Origin of the sequence: Lentilactobacillus rapi DSM 19907 = JCM 15042 (assembly GCF_001436255.1) — a bacterium.
Classification (GTDB): Bacteria; Bacillota; Bacilli; order Lactobacillales; family Lactobacillaceae; genus Lentilactobacillus; species Lentilactobacillus rapi.
The window spans coordinates 17,339-36,310 of record NZ_AZEI01000016.1 but is presented as its reverse complement, the minus strand read 5'-3'; the positions used below and the strand labels follow the sequence as shown (position 1 = coordinate 36,310).

16 protein-coding genes are annotated in these 18,972 nt (G+C 43.7%); 5 read left to right on the top strand and 11 right to left on the bottom strand.

Going from position 1 to position 18,972, the window contains the following annotated elements:
• Positions 1 to 266: 266 nt before the first annotated feature.
• Positions 267 to 1,592: an aspartate kinase gene (locus tag FD12_RS02515; RefSeq protein WP_056981508.1), complete on the bottom strand. Its 1,326-nt coding sequence runs from the start codon at positions 1,590 to 1,592 to the stop codon at positions 267 to 269.
• Positions 1,589 to 2,770: a homoserine dehydrogenase gene (locus tag FD12_RS02510; protein WP_056981506.1), complete on the bottom strand. Its 1,182-nt coding sequence runs from the start codon at positions 2,768 to 2,770 to the stop codon at positions 1,589 to 1,591. Before FD12_RS02510 ends, FD12_RS02515 begins: the two co-directional genes overlap by 4 nt.
• 107 nt (positions 2,771 to 2,877) lie before the next feature.
• On the opposite strand from FD12_RS02510, the gene thrC reads away from it, so the two are divergent.
• The 3 genes from thrC to FD12_RS02495 are packed head-to-tail and all read left to right on the top strand — an operon-like array spanning position 2,878 to position 5,672.
• The gene (gene thrC / locus FD12_RS02505) at positions 2,878 to 4,383 is read left to right on the top strand and encodes a threonine synthase (RefSeq protein WP_054747619.1); all 1,506 of its coding nucleotides are present in this window, start codon (positions 2,878 to 2,880) and stop codon (positions 4,381 to 4,383) included.
• Positions 4,355 to 5,260, top strand: coding sequence for a homoserine kinase (gene thrB, locus FD12_RS02500; RefSeq protein WP_054747621.1), 906 nt, complete (start codon positions 4,355 to 4,357; stop codon positions 5,258 to 5,260). Before thrC ends, thrB begins: the two co-directional genes overlap by 29 nt.
• Entirely contained in the window at positions 5,238 to 5,672 is a 435-nt protein-coding gene (locus FD12_RS02495; RefSeq protein ID WP_008856488.1) for an ACT domain-containing protein, read from the top strand. The genes thrB and FD12_RS02495 overlap by 23 nt, the downstream gene beginning before the upstream one ends.
• A 517-nt stretch (positions 5,673 to 6,189) precedes the next feature.
• On the opposite strand, the gene FD12_RS02490 is transcribed toward FD12_RS02495, so the two are convergent.
• The 4 genes from FD12_RS02490 to FD12_RS02475 form a co-directional block, all read right to left on the bottom strand.
• Complete coding sequence (locus FD12_RS02490; protein ID WP_054747623.1) at positions 6,190 to 6,960, bottom strand: CPBP family intramembrane glutamic endopeptidase; 771 nt, start codon at positions 6,958 to 6,960, stop codon at positions 6,190 to 6,192.
• A gap of 384 nt (positions 6,961 to 7,344) precedes the next feature.
• Complete coding sequence (locus FD12_RS02485; protein WP_056981504.1) at positions 7,345 to 8,115, bottom strand: CPBP family intramembrane glutamic endopeptidase; 771 nt, start codon at positions 8,113 to 8,115, stop codon at positions 7,345 to 7,347.
• A 144-nt stretch (positions 8,116 to 8,259) separates the two neighbouring features.
• Positions 8,260 to 8,745: a hypothetical protein gene (locus FD12_RS02480; RefSeq protein WP_056981502.1), complete on the bottom strand. Its 486-nt coding sequence runs from the start codon at positions 8,743 to 8,745 to the stop codon at positions 8,260 to 8,262.
• Between the two features lie 48 nt (positions 8,746 to 8,793).
• Positions 8,794 to 9,939: a CPBP family intramembrane glutamic endopeptidase gene (locus tag FD12_RS02475; protein WP_162258718.1), complete on the bottom strand. Its 1,146-nt coding sequence runs from the start codon at positions 9,937 to 9,939 to the stop codon at positions 8,794 to 8,796.
• A gap of 852 nt (positions 9,940 to 10,791) precedes the next feature.
• On the opposite strand from FD12_RS02475, the gene FD12_RS02465 reads away from it, so the two are divergent.
• On the top strand, positions 10,792 to 12,144 hold the full coding sequence (locus tag FD12_RS02465; protein ID WP_056981501.1) for a threonine/serine exporter family protein: 1,353 nt from the start codon (positions 10,792 to 10,794) through the stop codon (positions 12,142 to 12,144).
• A 348-nt stretch (positions 12,145 to 12,492) separates the two neighbouring features.
• On the opposite strand, the gene FD12_RS02460 is transcribed toward FD12_RS02465, so the two are convergent.
• Positions 12,493 to 13,404 (bottom strand): NADP-dependent oxidoreductase, encoded by a 912-nt coding sequence (locus FD12_RS02460; protein WP_054747635.1) that lies wholly within the window; start codon positions 13,402 to 13,404, stop codon positions 12,493 to 12,495.
• A 286-nt stretch (positions 13,405 to 13,690) separates the two neighbouring features.
• Positions 13,691 to 14,233, bottom strand: coding sequence for an HTH domain-containing protein (locus FD12_RS02455; protein ID WP_054747657.1), 543 nt, complete (start codon positions 14,231 to 14,233; stop codon positions 13,691 to 13,693).
• A 389-nt stretch (positions 14,234 to 14,622) separates the two neighbouring features.
• Here FD12_RS02455 and FD12_RS02450 point away from each other — a divergent pair, with 389 nt between their 5' ends.
• Entirely contained in the window at positions 14,623 to 16,077 is a 1,455-nt protein-coding gene (locus FD12_RS02450) for an APC family permease (RefSeq protein WP_056981499.1), read from the top strand.
• A 126-nt stretch (positions 16,078 to 16,203) separates the two neighbouring features.
• Here FD12_RS02450 and FD12_RS02445 read toward each other — a convergent pair whose 3' ends face one another.
• Genes FD12_RS02445 through FD12_RS02435 form a run of 3 tightly spaced genes read right to left on the bottom strand, consistent with a single transcriptional unit; the run spans position 16,204 to position 18,947 of the window.
• Entirely contained in the window at positions 16,204 to 17,271 is a 1,068-nt protein-coding gene (locus FD12_RS02445) for an endonuclease/exonuclease/phosphatase family protein (protein ID WP_056981497.1), read from the bottom strand.
• Between the two features lie 17 nt (positions 17,272 to 17,288).
• A complete protein-coding gene (locus FD12_RS02440) occupies positions 17,289 to 18,491 on the bottom strand; it encodes a multidrug effflux MFS transporter (RefSeq protein ID WP_056981495.1) in 1,203 nt (400 codons plus the stop codon).
• Positions 18,492 to 18,947, bottom strand: a complete 456-nt coding sequence (locus tag FD12_RS02435; protein ID WP_056981493.1) for a GNAT family N-acetyltransferase — start codon at positions 18,945 to 18,947, stop codon at positions 18,492 to 18,494.
• Positions 18,948 to 18,972: the final 25 nt, after the last annotated feature.

Sequence of the window (18,972 nt, the reverse complement as noted above, 5' to 3'; positions counted from 1 at the left end):
GGTCATTTACCATAAATATAATATCATGTTCCAAAAAAGTTATGGGAAATTTTGCACGCAAATTTCGTATCGGTCATGATCAAGTTGGAGAGGAGCTTCAAACCATTGAATCTAAACACTTAGACAAAAAAATAGTTTCAAGTTAAGGTTCAACTCGAAACTACTTTACAGACATTATTAACTTTATTGTTATAAAATATGGCGCGATCGGGGCTAATATCTCAGCCACCCCAGCCAGTGCTGCTTCCAAATGAAAGGCTATCCGTTTAGATAACCATTCGCAACTTTTTTGCTGGCAAGTTGACATCCCGATAGATCTTTTTGATGGTCTTCTCGTAGTCTTCATTGGCAACACCAAACACAACTTTGATGTCACTACCTTCTTGGATCACGAGGTGAACCTTAATCTGACTATCGTCTAATAGGTCCAAAATTCTGCCGGCATTTGCTGGCCGTTCACTTAATTCGTGAGAAACCGCAGCAACTAATGCAATATTTTGGTCCAAGTCAACTCTGTCCAGGTCGCATTTCTTCAGTGCTGCCAAAATAGCATCCAGCTTGCCATCGAGCTGGTCCTTTTTCGCGAGAAAACTGAATGAGTCCGTTCCTGACGATACATATTCAAATGGCACGTTAAACTTTTGAATTTTGGAGAAGACCGTCGCCATAATATCAAATCGTTTATTTAATTGATATTTTTTAATCGAAATAATCACATAATCTTTCTTCCCAGCGACACCAGTTACCAGCTGATCACGATCACGGTGAACCCGGTCATGAACCAAAGTACCGTCTTCTTCTGGATGATTTGTATTTAAAATTGCAATCGGAATCTGGCGTTGAGCAACCGGTTTAATCGCCTCTTCTTGGAAAACGCTCACGCCCATGTATGAGAGTTCTTGTAATTCATCATACGTTAATTCACTAATCCGTCTGGAATGGTCAATGATCCGGGGATCGGCCATCTTGATTCCGGAAACATCCGTCCAATTTTCATATAGGTCTGCATCCACCAAGTTAGCCATGATTGCGCCGGAAACGTCGCCGCCACCGCGAGCCATGATGTGGATTGCTCCTGCTTCGTCAACTCCATAAAAGCCCGGAACAACAATTTGGGAGTCTTCAGTCAAAAAGTCACGCAGCCGATTGATGGATTCGCCGTAATTGACCTCTTTGCCGTCGAATACCAGGAAACGAGCAGCATCAATGAATTGAAATCCTAAGAAATCAGCCATCAGCTTGGCGGTCAAGTATTCGCCTCTTGATACCAAATAATCGTGGCTGCCGTCTTCAATGTGGCGTTCAATTTTTTGTAAATCATTTTCAATGGCCACGTTTAAGCCCAATGCATCGCGAATACCAATAAACCGCTGTTCGATATGGTTAAAAATTGGCTGATAATTCTCACCGGCATCCCTTAATTTTTCAACTTCAATCAGCAAATCCGTTACCTTAATTGGTTCGTCATCACTCTTACCTGCAGCACTGACAACAACCACTCGTCTATCGGCATTTGCTTGAACGATTTCTTTCACTTTTTTGAACTGACCCGCGTCAGCAACTGAACTACCACCAAATTTTGCTACTTTCATTTTGCTGCACCTCCCTTTTTCATTGGTAAGCTTGCCATAAAGGCTGTTTCGTCTTTTTGGAGCACCTGCTTCATCAACCTGTGCATTTCCCCAACCGGAATGTCGGTTACAACCAGGTAGTCGCCCCGAACCGATGGGTTAAATTTCTTAAATAATGTTGAACAATCAATTTCTGAACGAACAATGTAACTATGTTTGGTTAAATTAGCACTGTACTTAAATGTGCTCTTGAATTCGCGCTTGAGATGTTCCTTATTCTGGAAAATATCCAGGATATCTTGGATAACGGCATTGGCAGTTGGTAATTGACCAGCTCCTTGGCCCATAAACTTCAAGACACCAATTGTTTCACCGTGAAGCGAAATCAAATTGTAATTGTCGGTGGTGTGGGCCTCTAAGGTGTCACCGTAATACAACGTCGGCTCAACCATATAATCAAATTCATTGCCAACCTGGTGGCTGACTCCCATCAACTTGATAGTCATCCCCAACTGATCAAAGTGGGCCATGTCATCTTCGGTAATGTTACGAATCCCGAAGATCGGCAAATCAGCGGTTGGCTTGATGAACAAGTCATAAGCGATGTCAACGCTGATGCATAACTTGTTGGCAACATCCAAGCCATCAATGTCGGCGCTGGGATCAGCTTCTGCGTAACCTAACTGTTGCGCCTGCATCAACACGTCATTGAATGGTTCGCCGGTGCGATGCATCTGATCAAGAATAAAATTAGAAGTTCCATTGAAAATTCCCTTAATCTTATTCACGTCATCGATCCGCAATGCCCGTTCCAATCCTTGAATCCAAGGGATCCCACCGCCAACGCTTGATTCGAAGTAGAACTTAACCCCATTTTCGCGGGAAACCTTGGTGAATTCATCCATATACTGAGCAATAACAGCCTTGTTGGCGGTAATCACGTGTTTCTTGTGCTTGAGAGCTTCTACTATGTATTGATGGGCTGGTTCGATGCCGCCAAGCACCTCAACCACAACGTCAACATCGTCATCATTTAAAATTTCATCAATACTATCGGTCATTTCCGGGAAATCCGGTTTTTTATTTTTTCTGATTAAAATATGCTTCACATGGAGGTTTTGGGTCTGGCGGTTGGCCTTCTTGATAATTTTATAAACGCCTGAACCAACTGTTCCAAACCCTAGTATTGCGATGTTCACAGTAATAACCTCCTTTTTTAGTTTGTGTTCACGAATAATAAACACTTGTTTTTCCAATGAAAACAGATTATCATAGTAATCACAGAAATGCAAGGAGTTAAAAGCAAATGATGAAAAATTATACGAGTACCAGAGATAATTCCGTCCAACTATCAGCTAAGGAAGCAATTAAAAAAGGCTTTTCTGACGACAAAGGCCTGTTCGTTTACCCTCACCTTGGCGATACCCAAGTTAATTTGAATAAACTCATTAAATTAAACTATCAAGATATTGCTCGGGCCGTCCTAACCAGATTATTGCCCGACTTTTCCGCCCAAGAAATTAGTGAAAGTGTCGACAACGCCTATCGTGATTCTTTTGATTCCGATAAGATTACCCCAGTTGTCGACGTTGACAACTTCCATGTGCTCGAACTCTTCCATGGCCCAACCAGTGCATTCAAGGACGTTGGCTTGCAACTGCTGCCTCAATTAATGAAACACGTTTTAACCAATAATAATAAGGTAATGATCCTCACAGCCACCAGTGGTGATACCGGTAAGGCCGCTCTGGAAGGCTTTAAGGACCTACACAATATGGGCATTATTGTCTTTTACCCAGACGGCGGTGTCAGCAAGGTTCAAAAATTGCAGATGGTCACCACCGGCGGGAACAACACCAAAGTTGCTGCCATCAAGGGGAACTTTGACGATGCCCAAACCAACGTCAAGCGGATTTTCAATGATGATGAGTTGAAAAGCGCACTTGGAGAGGAAGTCAGCCTCTCCAGTGCCAACTCGATCAATATTGGTCGGCTGATCCCCCAAGTCGTTTACTACTTTGATTCATACAAACAACTGGTTAATAATGGCTCAATCAAGGCCGGCGACAAGGTGAACTTCACCGTCCCAACCGGAAACTTTGGCGATGTCCTAGCCGGTTACTATGCTAAATTACTCGGCTTACCTGTGAACAAATTTGTGGTTGCCTGCAACGAAAACAATGTGTTAGCCAACTTCTTTGAACACGGTGTCTATGACCGCAACCGGCCATTCTTCCAGACCGTTGCGCCAAGTATGGATATTCAAATTTCAAGTAACTTTGAACGGCTTCTGTACTACAAGAGTGGCGAAGATGCGGAATACGTTAAACAATTGATGGATGACTTGGAAGATAGCGGCAAATACGAGGTTTCTAAGGATGTATTGGCGCGGATTCAAGAAGACTTTTATTGCGGTTACAGTACCGACGAAGAAATCGAAAAATCCATTTCAGATGTTTACAACCACGATGGCTATCTGATGGATCCCCATACGGCCGCTGGCTACAAGGTAATGCGCGACTACCAAAAGCTTGATAGTGAAACACCGATGGTCCTATTGAGCACTGCCAGCCCATATAAGTTTGTTAACGCAGTGGCTGACGCGGTCTTGCCAAAGACTGCTGACGATGTTCTCCAAGTCATGAAGGACCTTTCAGCAGCAACCCAGGTTCCAATTCCCGCTAATTTGCGTCAGGTTTGGGACTTGCCAATTCGGCATCAAAGTGTGATTGAAAAGGATCAAATGAGTGATTACGTTAAGGCAAAGGTTGAGGAGGTATTCTATGATCAAGATCAAAGTTCCCGCAACTAGCGCCAATGTTGGCGTTGGCTTCGACTGTCTTGGCCTGGCCGTTTCATACTACTCAACCATTACTTTTGAGCCGAGTTCTCAGCATCTGGAAATTAGCGGTTCGCCAAAAGAATTTCAAAACGAGCATAATCTGGTTTACCAGGCATTTGTTAAGGGCTGTACTTTTCTCAATCAGACCGTCCCCAACGTTAAGATTACCGTTGAGAGTGACATTCCGGTTGCTCGAGGGCTTGGCAGCTCATCCGTTTGCGTGGTTGCCGGCCTAAAAGCAGCCAGTGACTGGTATGGTGGGGGCATTTCAGAGGAACAATTGTTAATCTTGGCAACCCAGATGGAAGGCCATCCAGACAACGTGACCCCGGCCATTCTCGGTGGCTTGTGCGTTTCCTTTATGGATGAGCACGATGAGCCCCAGATCGTTAAGTATCAGGTCAATCAACGGCTGCATTTTGTCGCGCTGATTCCGGATTATGAGGTGAGCACCCATGAAGCCCGCAAGGTGTTGCCAACGACCATGAGTTACGCGGATGCGATTCACCAAGTCAGCCATTGTGCTGCGATGACTAAGACCTTGGAACTCGGTGACATGCACATGATCCACGAAGCTTGCGATGATCGAATGCACGAGCCGTACCGGGCCAAATTGATTCCAGATTATGGCGACGTCAAGGCCATTTGTGAGCAAGCTGGCGGTACAATGTATATCAGCGGCAGCGGTTCAACCATGATGGCCATTACTGCCAGCCAACAAGCCGCCGATGAGATTGTTGCGAACGCCAAAGCTGCATTTCCAGCTTGGCAAATTCGCAAACTAACAGTCGATTCAACCGGCGTAACAAGTGAGGTAAGTGAACGTGGAAAAGTACTACATCGTTGATAGTTCGATTCTCCCTGAATCCTTTGATAAGGTCATTCAAGCCAGACAATTGCTAGAAAGCGGTAAGGTTCGCCAAGTTAGCGAGGCGGTTAAGATCGTTGGCATTAGTCGCGGAACTTATTATAAATATAAAGACCTGGTGTTTCTGCCGGAAGAAAACATGATGGACCGAAAAGCAGTGATCTCGCTCATGCTGGAAAATAAGCGAGGAATTCTGTCGGAGGTCCTAAGAACCATCTCAGATTCCAGCGCCAGCGTCTTAACGATTAACCAAAACATCCCAATCCATAATATTGCCAGTATCGTCATCTCGCTGGATCTAAGCCATTTTAGCGGCACTGTCGATAATTTGCTTAATGGCATCAAAAAAGTTGATGGCGCTAGTAATGTGCAGTTGGTTTCGATTGAGTAGACCAGTGTGCGGAGCCAGGCGCTTAGAAACTGGACCATAAGTCTCCTCAAGCAAAAATCCTGGGCTTGGGGATTTTTGTTTGAGGTGCTTATGGTCCAGTTTCTGCCTGGTGCAGCAGTCCTAATCTATGTATCGGCGAAGCTAAATCCTGGGTTTGGGGATTTTTGATGAAGGTGCTTATGGGCAGATTGCTGCTTTGCGGAGCACTATTAGGCTATATAACGGCGGAATCCTGGGATACTTACGGGCAGACCCCTGCCTTGTAACCACCATTTCGCACAATCATTGGATCCAGTAGTTCCTCACAATCAAGCAAAATCGCTAAACAATCTAAGATTACTCGGCAGAGTGTTTATAAATGCAGCTTGGTTTTTCCATTCTTATATTGATAAAACTTACGACAAACGGCTGATCTCTGCCATTTAAGCAAAAAAGTAATGCATTCAAAACCAGAATGCATTACTTTTGTCACTTAAATTCTGGGATCCAAACGCCTCTCGTCCCACTCTCTATATTTTTAGTTAGAATTCAAAACTGGTTGCCGTTCAAGATCTTGATCAAACTTAATCAAGCAAATCAGACTGGCGGCCAAGATAATCCCAAACACACCAATAATCACGAACCAGTTTGTTGGTTCCGAGGTTGCATTAACAATATCCGGCTGCCAATCGATCAAAAAATGGAGCCCGATATTCCAAATGAGTGTATTCGTGGTCACCCGAATGACCATGAATAGCATCCCCAATACAAAGGTGTACAGAACCTGCTGAGCAACTCCTTCGAAACCGCTGGAAGTCAGATTCACCATGTGAAGGGAACCAAATACTAATGATGAATAAATTCCCGCTTTCGTCATTTTCAACGATCGGTCACGGCGTCGCAGGTTTTGTAGGAAGGCTGATAAAAGCAGCCCGCGGGTAAGGCTCTCTTCAACAATCCCCGTTGCCAGCGCAACCAAAGTGTTTTGGGCTAAATGGCCAGTGGTTAAAATTGTCATCACATTTGAAGGCACACTCACCAGTAATAACATCGCCGTGACGGTCATACCAAATATCACCAACCATATTTTTAAACTGAGCGTAAATTTAGGCCGCTGCACCGTTACTTTGAACGTCCCAACTTCAATATACACGAACAATAGGATGATGCCGCCAAAAACTAGTTGGATGGCCGCAAAGACCAGACTGTTAACCCCTTGAAGCAGAAACATTTGACCAAGGTAGGCAATCAGGAAAACAATTGCTACCAGAATTTGTTCGACCCATGAGCGCCGACTTTTAATAATCATTAGAATCACTACTTTCTGAAAGAATAATGTGTTTCTGACAATGAGTTAGCTGGGATTTTCCCCCGCTATTCTCGGCTGATCGTCAGTAAGGACAGTTGAGTTCACCTCACTTCTTTTGCCCTATATATATTAATTACGTTTTTATATCCCAATATTTTTCCGAAATTTGAAAAAATTTGCAGTTTTTGAAAATTAGTCGGCCAAGTGTTTATAAATGCCACTCGGCTATCCATTCTTACATTGGCAAAATTTGCAACAAACGGCTGATCCCGGCCATTTAACAAAAATGACCAACTATTCCAAAATCAGGAATAATTGGTCATTTTCGTTAAATTCTGGGATTAGAACACCTTTCGTCCCAATCTCGCCTACATAAATTCCCATTCAACTTTTCGCTAAGTGGCTTTGTTTTTCATACTCACGATCAAATTTAACCAAATAAACAATTCCAACAACCAGCATACTGCCAAAGATTAACAAAACGGGGAGCCAACTTGTTGCAGTGCTTAAAGGGTTGGCGATTCCTGGTTGCCAGTCTATCAGGAAATGAACGCCAATTCCCCAAAACAAGGTATTTGTGGTCACCCGAATTGCGGCCAACACAATTCCCAATGCAAATGCGTAAAAAATTTGCTGAATGATCGCTGCTGAGTTGCCACTTCTTAAATTCATGAGATGGAGGCTGCCAAATATCAGTGCCGAATAGATCGTGGATCTGGTAAACTTCAAGGACCGGCTGCGATATTGCATGTTTTGCAGAAAGATTGAAAAGAACAACCCGCGAGTCAGACTTTCTTCAAAGATCCCCGCGGCTAAAGCAAACATGGTATTTTCGGCAAGATTTGCTGAATTCCAGTTCAGCAATATCTGCGAAGGCACTTGTTCTAGCAATGCCATCACAATCAGGCTGATTCCAATGAGCCCCAACCATATTTTTAAGTTTGCAGAAAGCTTTACCCTGGGCTTGGTGACTTTAAAGGTGCCAATCTCTCTGTATGTAATCAATAAAACAATCAGTGCGAACAGTAACTGCGCTTTCGCATAGGTCGCTTCACCGCTATCAAACAGGGCAAAAGCCATAAAAATAAAGACAATCAGGATAATAATCGCGACAAACAGTTGCTCAACCCAAGACCGCCGACTCTCAATCATCATTGGAACCACCACTTTCTGTGGATTTAATTAAGCTGATTATAATCTATTTGTCATTTTAGTGCTACTAGCAAAATAATATGGGCTGGGAAACATTCCAGACAAGTCCAACGTCTAATCCCCTGTAGAATTCTTCTACATCTTACATTAAAAATTCCCATTTGCGAGTTTACGAGGGGACATCAACACTGTGTGCTGCTTTTCCGACAGTCTATAGCGAATCTTTTTAAATTCAGGAACCCGATTAATCTCTACATCTTTTGAATTTCGGAATACGTACATATTGATGGTATGCTTTGCTTTAGCTTCATAAAGCGTGTAATGATAAGCAGTTCGAGGATGTTTTTTGAAATTACCTACCCTAAAATGACTGATATTACCAATATCACCGAAGGTATTTGCGATATAATCAATAGATTTCCGATTTGTAATTTGAATTGTCTGATCACTATTCGGGCTCGTAACTTTTACCCAATCATACTTACGAAAATGACTTTTCTTATTAGCAGAGACGGTATGATTGGTCTTTTGTGAAACTGCCTTTCCTGTTTTCGTACTCGAACAACCACCAAGGACCAACATCAATAAAAATACTAGTATCAAGCTCTTAATTTTCAACCCGCTGTTATACATGCGATTCTTGCCTCCTAATCTTTTAGTGACCATTTCGTTATCAGCCACTTAACTATCCAAATATTTTACAGTTTCTTCAAAAGCGCCCAACTGGTTGCGATTTACTAATAAAAATGTCGAAACCATTATTTCAAGTATTCCAACAACGACCGTAAATTGGATTAAAAATGGACTCACACCTTGAGCATAAACACTGCTAACCTCGGGAAACCCAACCAGGTCAAGCAAGCAGTGCAAGATAACCGCAATCCAAATAGTCCCGGTATAAAGACAAATCGTACTCCAAATGACGCCAGCGGTGAAACCACTCACAACTTGTAAAGAAGTTGCTGCCAATCCTTGATAGGGGATGTTTTGAACGTGCCATAATCCAAACAGAAGCGAACTCACTAATACACCCAATATAATCTGCGAATGATTAAAAGCCTTTCTCCTATCAAACAGTGGAAATAACATCAGGTAACGGAAGATAAATTCCTCTTTTAAACAAATTCCAATCACTGTTGCCAAAATATACCCAATCGACCCACTCGCAACTTGAAGTTCAAACTTGGTAAAGATCACGTGCCAGCTACCAGCACTGAGTCCTAATTCCAGCAACGCCACAACTACTAATAGAAGCAACCAGCCATAATTAACTGTGGTATTAATCCTAAATTTCGGCAAGGGATAACCCCATTCACGCATGACGTATATGCATAGCATCGAAAAACCAATTAACAACATCCAAGTGGCCACCGAATTACTGGAGGATGAATAATTGATAATATAAAGTCGCATTGAAAGTGGCACCCGTGAAGCAAAGAAAACAAAAATAAAGAGCATCCTAAACAGGGTGTTTGATTCAGGTACTATAACGAGCTGGATAAGTGGAAACAAACAAATTAATAAAATCAATATTATGATGTATGCCAAAATATTAGCCGGAATCAATTCCCCAACTAATAGTCTGGTTAATGCACACAACCCGGTCGTCAATGACGCAGGGAATATAAATAATTCAACCAGTCGAACAAATTGTTGTATGAAATGATTCACTTTGGATCTTGGCTGCCAGAGGACTAATAAAAAGCCAAGCAAACCGGCAACCACTGCCATAATAATATCAGTTTGATCAATAGGTACGATCCTGCTATTCCGAAATAGTAAAGCCAGTAATGGCAAGATCACAACCCCAGCACATTCTATCTTCATAACTAAAGATGCTGATAACTTCATCGTCTTCCTAATATTCAACACGCCCTTTCATAATTGAATGCTACTACATACATATCATTAATCCAATGAATTTTTTATGAACTTTTTCAAAGCACCCACCGATTTAGAATCTCTGAACTCCCCAACCACTAAAAAATAGGCTGAGACATTAGTCGGCAAAGTGTTCATAAATGTAACTTGGCTTTCCATTCTGATATTGACAAAACTTGCGACAAACGGCTGATCCCCACCGTTTAAGCCAAAAAATAATGCATTCCAAAATCAGAATGCATTCCTTTTTTCACTTAAGTTCTGGGATCAAATCGCCTGGCGTCCCAATCTCATAACTTGAACTATTTCAAATGTTTTTCAAACTGTAAACACACATCGTGGTAGTTTAAATTGGAATCATCAGCTTTCGCTATTCGCAATGATTTCCTCCAATACTTAATAATTTCGCTTATTCATCGCCCCTGCGGAGGTCTTCCAAAGCACCGCGATATTTGTCAAGTGCCTCAGCTAATACTTCCTGGAACGAGTCCGAGAGCTTGGATTTTGTCATTTTGCTTGAGTCCTGTTGTTCATTAGTCACGATATCATCTCCAGTAGAAGGACGAGGTTTATTAAATAGATGTGCAGGAATAATGACTGCACTCGAATTACCAACTTTTATATTTTTGACGGTTCCACGAAGAGCCTTGCCTGTTATTATGCTATAACGTCCTAACATTATAAAATGATTCGTACTATTTTCTCCTGTAAGCCTTTTCCAACTTGAACCCAACCCCATGTCATGGATATAATGCAAATATTGCTAATAATACAATTCGACTCATCTTGGAGGATCTCATGGTAAACAGCCAACCCGACGAACCTAAAAAATTTCGATTATCCCAAAATCATCATATGACCATTCCATGGAATGCTTTCATCAGTCAAAAGAAAATACCCGCCAAAAACGCGCCTTTGCGCGAACGGGCATCGGTTGTTGGCCGAGTTGGCATTATCATGTTGTCCTGTGGAACTGGGGCGTGGCGTGTTCGTGACGCAATGAACACCATTGCCCGGGTCTTGGGTGTAACTTGTTCAGCTGACATCGGCCTGACTTCAATTCAGTTTACCTGTTTCGCCGACGATGACAGCTACTCACAAATTCTGTCACTCCCCAACACCGGCGTGAATACGGATAAACTAAACATCATGGAAGGCTTTGTCGCCAATTTTGCCAACGACTTTTCAACGACAACCATTCGGACCATTCACAACCAAATTGATAAGATTCAGCAAAAACCAGCTCAGTATACGTCCGTTATTTCCGGATTGGCAGCCGCTCTAGCCTGCAGTGGCTTTATTTTTCTGCTCGGCGGTGGCATCCCCGAAATGATTTGTTCGTTCATCGGGGCTGGGATCGGTAACTTTACCAAAAGTCTGATGGGGAAGCATCGCATGACAACCTTTGCCAGCATTGCGATTGCCGTGGCGATTGCTGGAATTGCGTACATGATTTCATTCAAGCTTTTTGAGGCAAATTTCCAAGTTCTGGCTCAACATGAGGCAGGCTACATTGGCGCAATGCTATTCGTTATTCCCGGTTTCCCGTTCATTACAAGCATTTTAGACCTTTCGAAGTTAGATATGCGATCAGGTCTGGAAAGGCTGGCATACGCGATTATGATCACGTTAATCGCCTCATTAGTTGGTTGGCTGGTCGCCCTACTTTTTCATTTTCAGCCAGAGAACTTTTTGCCCCTCGGCCTCTCGCCAATTGTTTTAATGTTACTGAGATTGCCCGCAAGTTTCTGTGGGGTTTTCGGTTTCTCAATTATGTTCAATAGTACCGTCAGAATGGCAACCGTTGCTGGCTGTATTGGTGCCGTTGCGAATACGTTAAGGCTTGAACTGGTGGATTTAACAACGTTACCACCAGCTGCCGCCGCATTCCTGGCCGCCTTGTTAGCGGGCTTGATCGCATCGGTCGTCAACCGATTCAACGGTTACCCAAGGATTTCACTCACTGTCCCGTCAATCGTTATCATGGTGCCAGGACTGTACATTTACAGGGCCGTTTACAGCATCGGCATCAACCAGATCAGCGTGGGCGCATTGTGGCTCACAAAGGCTGCCTTGATTATTATGTTCCTACCACTCGGGCTGTTTGTGGCGAGAGCATTGCTGGATAGAGAGTGGCGACATTTTGATTAGCGTAAGTGAGCGGATCCAAGCGGTTAGGAATCGGAACCTAAGTGTCCTGAATCATAAATCCCGGTTTGTGGGATTTATGATTCAGGTGCTTAGGTTCCGATTCCTGCTTGGAGGAGCTGTCCTGCTCTATATAAACTAGACCAACCGCGAAACCCAAAAGCAGCTGAGACCTTAGTCATTTCTTTCATTTGTAATGGCGACTGTGATTGCCACTCTTATATTGATTAAAGTTGCACCAACCGGCTGATCCCGATCACTTAACGGAAAGGACCAATTATTCCAACGCCAGGAATAATTGGTCCTTTTTTAAGTTCTGGGATCAAAACGCCTCTTGTCCCAGTTTAAGCATCATTTAACAATAATCACCCGGCCATCGTGCTTCTCCTCAAGCAACTGGTGACCTTTTACAAAGCCATCTCGATTAAATGGCAAAGTATAGCCGATATTCACGGTTAATTTTCCATCCCGCATCAAATCCACAACTGCTTTCAACGCTTCTCGATCAGTCATGGCATTTGTTGGATGAATGTGCACAAATTTGATCGGTTTGTCGGTCATTGGTGAATTGTGGGCCACGCTGGCAATCGTACCGTTGGGTTTCACCATTTTGACATCGTCATCAGTGCCGGCACCATTCATCGCGCTGTTAATCACGACATCTCCTTGGTCAGCCAGTACAGTGGCTGGATCACTTTGATCGTAGGCGACAAACTGGGTTGCCCCAATCGATTTAACAAAATCTTCATTGTGGCTTGACGCAATCCCGATGACGTTGGCACCCAAATCCGTCGCAATCTGGACAGACAGCGAGCCAACCCCACCAGAAGCGCCCTTCACGATAACCGTCTGGTCAGGTTGGACATTGGCAAAATACTTCACAGCTTTGTAGGCAGTTAATCCAGGCGTAATGATCCCGGCTGCTCGGGTTGGGGTAATTCCGCCAGGAACGTGAACCGTCGCGTCAACATCTGCCAATACATATTCCGCGTATCCCCGTTCCGTGTGAGTCATCACTAATTCGCCAACACCGAAATCAGAAACCCGGCTGCCAATTTCTGTCACTTCACCAACAACATCTCGACCGGGAATTAATGGTGATCCCAAGCTACCACCAGTTGCCCGTTCGGAACGCTCACGATTATTGAGACCAACCGCAATCGTTTGCACTAATACTTGATCTGGTGCAGGAGTCGGTTTGTCAATTTCATATTCTTGAAAAACGTCTGGGCTCCCATGTTTGACATATCCATATGCTTTCATTGTGCTGCCTCCTTAATCGTTGTACTAGCGCAATTGTAAGCGCAAACAGGACGAGTAGCAAGGAAGTTGTCGTTCGCTTATGGAGAAAATAAGCAGGAACGTGGCCCAGATCGCATTTAAGATGCAAAAGGAACAGGGCACAATCGGCGTTTTTGATCTCAGAACGGCACAAAAGAAGCCCAATGACTCCTTAGATTGGAATCGTTAGACTTCTTTCGTTACATGATCGAAATACCAACTGATGTTAGCTTCAAAAAATTGCAAAGGATGAATTTAAAATAAATGATTATCTGCCAAACTGCCACCAGTGTTTTTTATGACCCGTCGATTCATAATGAGTCCCGTTTGCTGAGGTTGGTTGATAGTTATCTGGAATGTGGTCGTCAGTTTGTTCCTCAGCCGTTTTGGCCTCAATTGTCTTAGTTTGCACTGGGTTTGCACTCTTGTTCTCAAGTTGTTTGAGCTTGTTTTGAACATCTAACTGCAAACGTTGCGATTGATCCAGTAATTGATGGAGTTCAGCGATTTGCTTGTCCTTTTCTTCGATCTGCTTACGCTGGTCATCCAATTGTTCCGCCAATAGTGCGCTTTGGTCCTGGTTACCCTTCACAGAAACCTTATTTCCGGTTTCCTTTTCAGACTTCCGGGTTGCCGATGCCGACTGGTTCTTGAATTGACCTTTAAGTAACTCGATACCCTCATCCTTAATTAAGATCTTGTTACCTTTTTTGATCGTATATGTAGATCGGAACTTGTCGTCCATATGTTTCCTGATTGCAGTTTTGGAAACTGCTAATTCGTCCGCTAACTCTTTAATCGTTAGTTCCATAATGTCGCCCCCAAATAGGATTTGATTCGCGAACAGTCCAGTTCGCAGATACACAACATTCATTATAATGATTAAACTGGCATTCGGCAACTCAATTTCTGTTTCCATTCATAAAATTATTTTGAAGGTAAAATCCTCAACATTAAAATGAGATTAAAGTTTCTTATTGACAATCTCATGAAAATTGCGGTAAACTACTCGCAACGTCTAACGATAATAAAATGGATTTAGTCAGGATTAACACGATTTAATTGCTTTGATCGAGGAGAAAACCGCGATCGTTTTCGTATTTAGTTTATAGAAGGTTTGCAGTTAATCAACTGTTTATTGTGAGGTTACTGTTAGAACTTTCGTTAGATTCTTATCTATAATAATTGGAGTGGTACTTGATGAGTCGTTTAACTGAAAAAATGTTCCGTAAAGAGGATCCGTTAGTCTATCAAGACAAGGATTCACACCTGATCCGCAGCATGACCACCAAAGACTTCCTCGCACTGGGGGTTGGGACAATTGTTTCAGCTTCAATCTTTACCTTGCCGGGAGTCGTCGCTGCACAGCATGCCGGTCCTGCTGTTGCATTATCATGTTTAACGGCCGCAATCGTTGCCGGCTTAGTTGCATTTGCCTACGCAGAAATGGCAGCCGCAATGCCATTCGCCGGATCCGCATATTCTTGGATTAACGTTGTCTTCGGCGAATTCTGGGGTTGGATTGCCGGCTGGGCACTGCTTGCTGAATACTTTATTGCGGTTGCGTTCGTGGCATCCGGGCTTTCTGCCAATTTCCAAGGATTGATTTCAACGATTGGCTGGAAACTTCCGAAGAGTTTAGCGGCGGCCTCCACAGGAAATAATGGTGGCCTCATGGACCTGGTAGCCATTGTTGCCATTATCTTGGTAACCCTATTGCTTTCCCGAGGGGCTTCCCAAACTACCCGAGTTGAAAATACCTTGGTTGTCTTAAAAGTGATCGCCATCCTGATTTTCATCTTTGTTGGGGTCACTGCAATTAAGATGTCCAACTACAGCCCATTTATCCCTAAGTATCATCCAAACGCTGATGGTTCGGCATTCGGTGGGTGGCAAGGTATCTACGCCGGGGTTTCGGAAATCTTCTTGGCCTATATTGGCTTTGATTCAATTGCCGCTAACTCAGCTGAAGCGAAAAATCCGCAAAAAACCATGCCCCGTGGAATTTTAGGGTCATTAGTGATTGCCGTCATCCTGTTTGTTTCCGTTGCCTTGGTATTAGTCGGAATGTTCCACTACTCAGACTATGCCAACAACGCTGAACCAGTTGGCTACGCATTAAGAAGAAGTGGTCACGCAATTGTTGCGACAGTCGTTCAATCAATCGCGGTTGTTGGAATGTTCACCGCTTTAATTGGCATGATGCTGGCGGGTTCAAGACTTGTTTATTCATTCGGGCGAGATGGCCTATTGCCAAAGTGGCTTGGAAAGCTTGAACATAACCTGCCTAACCGGGCATTACTCGTCTTAACGGTGATTGGCATCTTGCTGGGGGCATTCTTCCCATTCACGTTCCTGGCACAACTGATCTCTGCTGGAACCCTAATCGCGTTTATGTTCGTTTCAATCGGAATTTATGCTTTGCGTCCTCGTGAAGGTAAAGATATTCCGACACCGAGTTTCCGAATGCCCTTGTATCCAGTTTTACCTGGGCTCGGCTTCCTTGGTGCCCTGGCCATCTTCATGGGCTTGGATATTCAAGCGAAAACTTATGCGCTTGGCTGGTTCATCTTTGGCATGTTAATCTACTTTGCTTACGGGATTAGACATTCCACATCGACTGCTGATAAAATTGCTGAACATAAAGATGAATAATATCAATTAAATTTGAAGCCTATGACAAACGGCTGATTCTGGCCATATTAAAATAACCAACTATTCCAACAACCAGGAATAATTGGTTATTTTTTATTTTGAAATCAAAACGCATTTCGTTCCAATCTATTTCAATTCAAACTGAAGGATCTCAGGATTGTGGTCCGAGTTCGCAAAGCCCAGATATTTCACGTGAACGCTCTTCACTTGAATGTTATCGGAAACCAGGAACCCGTCAATTAGTGATACGTAAGTCTTCCCTGGATGAAATGGGGTGCCGTTTGCCCGCACAGACGGCACCTTTGCGGCAGCCAGACCATCATTCGCCACTCGAAAGCCTTTGGGTAATTGATCCACGGGGAACGGATGGGTCCAATTTTCCCGCTTTTCAGTCGTGCCGAACACTTTTGGACTGTCGCCCAGCATGTCATGATTATAGTCACCGGCAACTAGTACGTAGTTTCCGTTTGCGGATTCCGATTTCATTTTGGTAAACAGCTTATTTAGCTGTGCCCTTCTCACTTTGGCATTCTGAGTGAACGCAGATAAATGCAAATTGAATACCGATAATTTTTTCCCATTCTCAACCGGAATATGAGTGACCGAAAATGCTCGGTCTAAATCCATGAACTTATTGAAATCCGTGTCGATTGGCAACGAATAACGCGTACTATCAGTCATCTTCGCTTTGGCTAAGGTCACCAACCCAGATTTAGCTTTTCCGATTGGTCGGGTGAATGGATAAAACAAGTAAGCTGAATCATAGTTCTGCGCATAAACATTGGAATAGTCAATGAATTGCCGCTGCAGCCAATTAACTTCGTTGACATGAAATGAACGATCGGCATTCGTATCAACTTCTTGGAAAAAAGCCAGCGTGGGATTTTCTTCCTTCACAGCCTTCGTGATCCCGGCCATATCCTGTTCAACCGATTGTCGACTATAAGCCCGAGAATACTTGCCGCCGTCCATGAAGAACGAATAGCTGGCTGGGTACGCGGCATAACCAATATTAAACGTCATCGCTTTATAAGTCGTGCCAGTTTTCAGGGCCGTTTCCTGATGATTCTGGGGACGCAACTTAATGTTGTCCGCTAATCGATGATAGCTCAAATACAAGTAAGCAACGTAACCGCCGATAATGATGGCAAATCCAAACACGAACATTAAGCAAACTTTGAAAAACTTTTTCATAGCAACCTCTCATCTATTTAAATCTTAATCTGATTTTTGAATCCCTTCATGGACAGCCACAGTGCCAACCAGCAAATTGCCCCGATCACAATATTGATAAATGCGATTGCCTGGACTGGAAAGGCTTCGGCAACCGAAACGAAAACCATCCCCACACTGCCCATAATGGTCCCGCCAGCGCTATACAGTGACGACGCGGACCCATTATCGTTTTCCTGCTGCTTCAAAACCAGGTAGGTGCCAGGTGGCCGAATTACACTACTAGCCAGAGTGGCTGGAAATTGGGTGAGGGCAAACATAATCGGGCTGCCCAGGCCAAACATGAGGATCAAGCCACCACTCACGATGCTGAGGAAGAAACAGCTGTAAATGATCACGAACCGATCAATGAATTTCGATAATGGAATATAAACCAGCGGCCCCAACAGCATGCCAATTGCGTTAAAAGCAAAGAAGAAGCTGAACATCTGACTGCTGAGATGGAAAGTATTTTGATAGATGTACGACGATGAGGAAATAAATCCCAGCGAAATGATCGACATAGTCGAAAATACTAACAATAGCGCGGTAAATCCCGGATCCTTCAACAGAACCCCCAAACGGCCAAATGAACGCATCACGCTGATGGTTTCATGTTCCGGGTGATGGGTTTCTTTGAATATAAGCGCCCCAAGGACAACGGTGAGCCCTAACAACGCTTGGGCAAAGAAAATCCCGCGCCAGGAAATAAACGTTAATAACAGTGACCCAATAACTGGGGCGATCGCAGGTGAAATCACCACCATTGACTGAACAATTGCCAACGTTGTTTCTTGTTTTCTACCCACATAGACATCTTTGATCACAGCAGTCGCCACCGTGGTTGCCACGCCACCACCACAGGCTTGGAGAATTCGAAACAGAATGATTTGAGTAGCACTGGTGGCAATCCCACACAAAATGCTGGCGATCAGGTAGCCAACCAAGCCGATTAATAAAATTGGTCGGCGGCCATACCGATCGCTCAGTGGTCCCCAGAATAAAGTTGCGATACTGTAAAAAATAAAGAACAGAATGAGGGTCAGGTTCATCGTGATTTCTGGAACATTGAAGAAGTGGGTCATTTCAGGAAGGGCTGGTAAATAAAGATCCGTAGATAATGGCACAAAAGCACTTAACAAGGCTAAAAAAATAATAAAACCAGTATTCCCTAACCGGGGTTGAACTTTGCTGGAACTCATTTACGATCCCCTCCTCTTTGAAGCTGCATCCCGCCACGCCATATTGATCGCCATTTCATTCGTAACTGGGTCGATTTCCCGTGATATCTCAATAAACCCCTGCTTGAGATAAAATTGATATGCTGGCTGGTTCTTCTCATAAACGGATAAGGTCAGCTCATTACGCGTGCGCTTGGCCGCCGCCATGAGCTTTTGACCGATTCCCTGCCCGCGGTACCGTTTATCAACAAATAGGCCGGCGATATAATTGTCCTCAATACCCAGGAAGCCTTGAATGGCTTTCGCTTCCTCATACAAAAAGAGCTCCGAATCACCGATTTGTGGTTTAACTTCCGCATAGTAATTACGCCAATAATTGCCGTCAATAAACCAGTGGGCTTCCAAGTTAGCCGTTAGCCAGATGTTGGTGACTTCATCTAATTGGGGGCCGGAAAGCCCGTGGGTATGAATAATCATGACAAGGTCCTCTCCAAAATAGTAT

Coding starts and splice junctions, on each gene's coding strand:
- FD12_RS02480 (WP_056981502.1), bottom strand. CDS start 8,745: ATGTATAACAGCGGGTTGAAAATTAAGAGCTTGATACTAGTATTTTTA.
- FD12_RS02455 (WP_054747657.1), bottom strand. CDS start 14,233: ATGGAACTAACGATTAAAGAGTTAGCGGACGAATTAGCAGTTTCCAAA.
- FD12_RS02465 (WP_056981501.1), top strand. CDS start 10,792: ATGGTAAACAGCCAACCCGACGAACCTAAAAAATTTCGATTATCCCAA.
- FD12_RS02515 (WP_056981508.1), bottom strand. CDS start 1,592: ATGAAAGTAGCAAAATTTGGTGGTAGTTCAGTTGCTGACGCGGGTCAG.
- FD12_RS02485 (WP_056981504.1), bottom strand. CDS start 8,115: ATGATGATTGAGAGTCGGCGGTCTTGGGTTGAGCAACTGTTTGTCGCG.
- FD12_RS02450 (WP_056981499.1), top strand. CDS start 14,623: ATGAGTCGTTTAACTGAAAAAATGTTCCGTAAAGAGGATCCGTTAGTC.
- FD12_RS02445 (WP_056981497.1), bottom strand. CDS start 17,271: ATGAAAAAGTTTTTCAAAGTTTGCTTAATGTTCGTGTTTGGATTTGCC.
- thrB (WP_054747621.1), top strand. CDS start 4,355: ATGATCAAGATCAAAGTTCCCGCAACTAGCGCCAATGTTGGCGTTGGC.
- FD12_RS02460 (WP_054747635.1), bottom strand. CDS start 13,404: ATGAAAGCATATGGATATGTCAAACATGGGAGCCCAGACGTTTTTCAA.
- thrC (WP_054747619.1), top strand. CDS start 2,878: ATGATGAAAAATTATACGAGTACCAGAGATAATTCCGTCCAACTATCA.
- FD12_RS02440 (WP_056981495.1), bottom strand. CDS start 18,491: ATGAGTTCCAGCAAAGTTCAACCCCGGTTAGGGAATACTGGTTTTATT.
- FD12_RS02435 (WP_056981493.1), bottom strand. CDS start 18,947: ATGATTATTCATACCCACGGGCTTTCCGGCCCCCAATTAGATGAAGTC.
- FD12_RS02475 (WP_162258718.1), bottom strand. CDS start 9,939: ATGAAGATAGAATGTGCTGGGGTTGTGATCTTGCCATTACTGGCTTTA.
- FD12_RS02490 (WP_054747623.1), bottom strand. CDS start 6,960: ATGATTATTAAAAGTCGGCGCTCATGGGTCGAACAAATTCTGGTAGCA.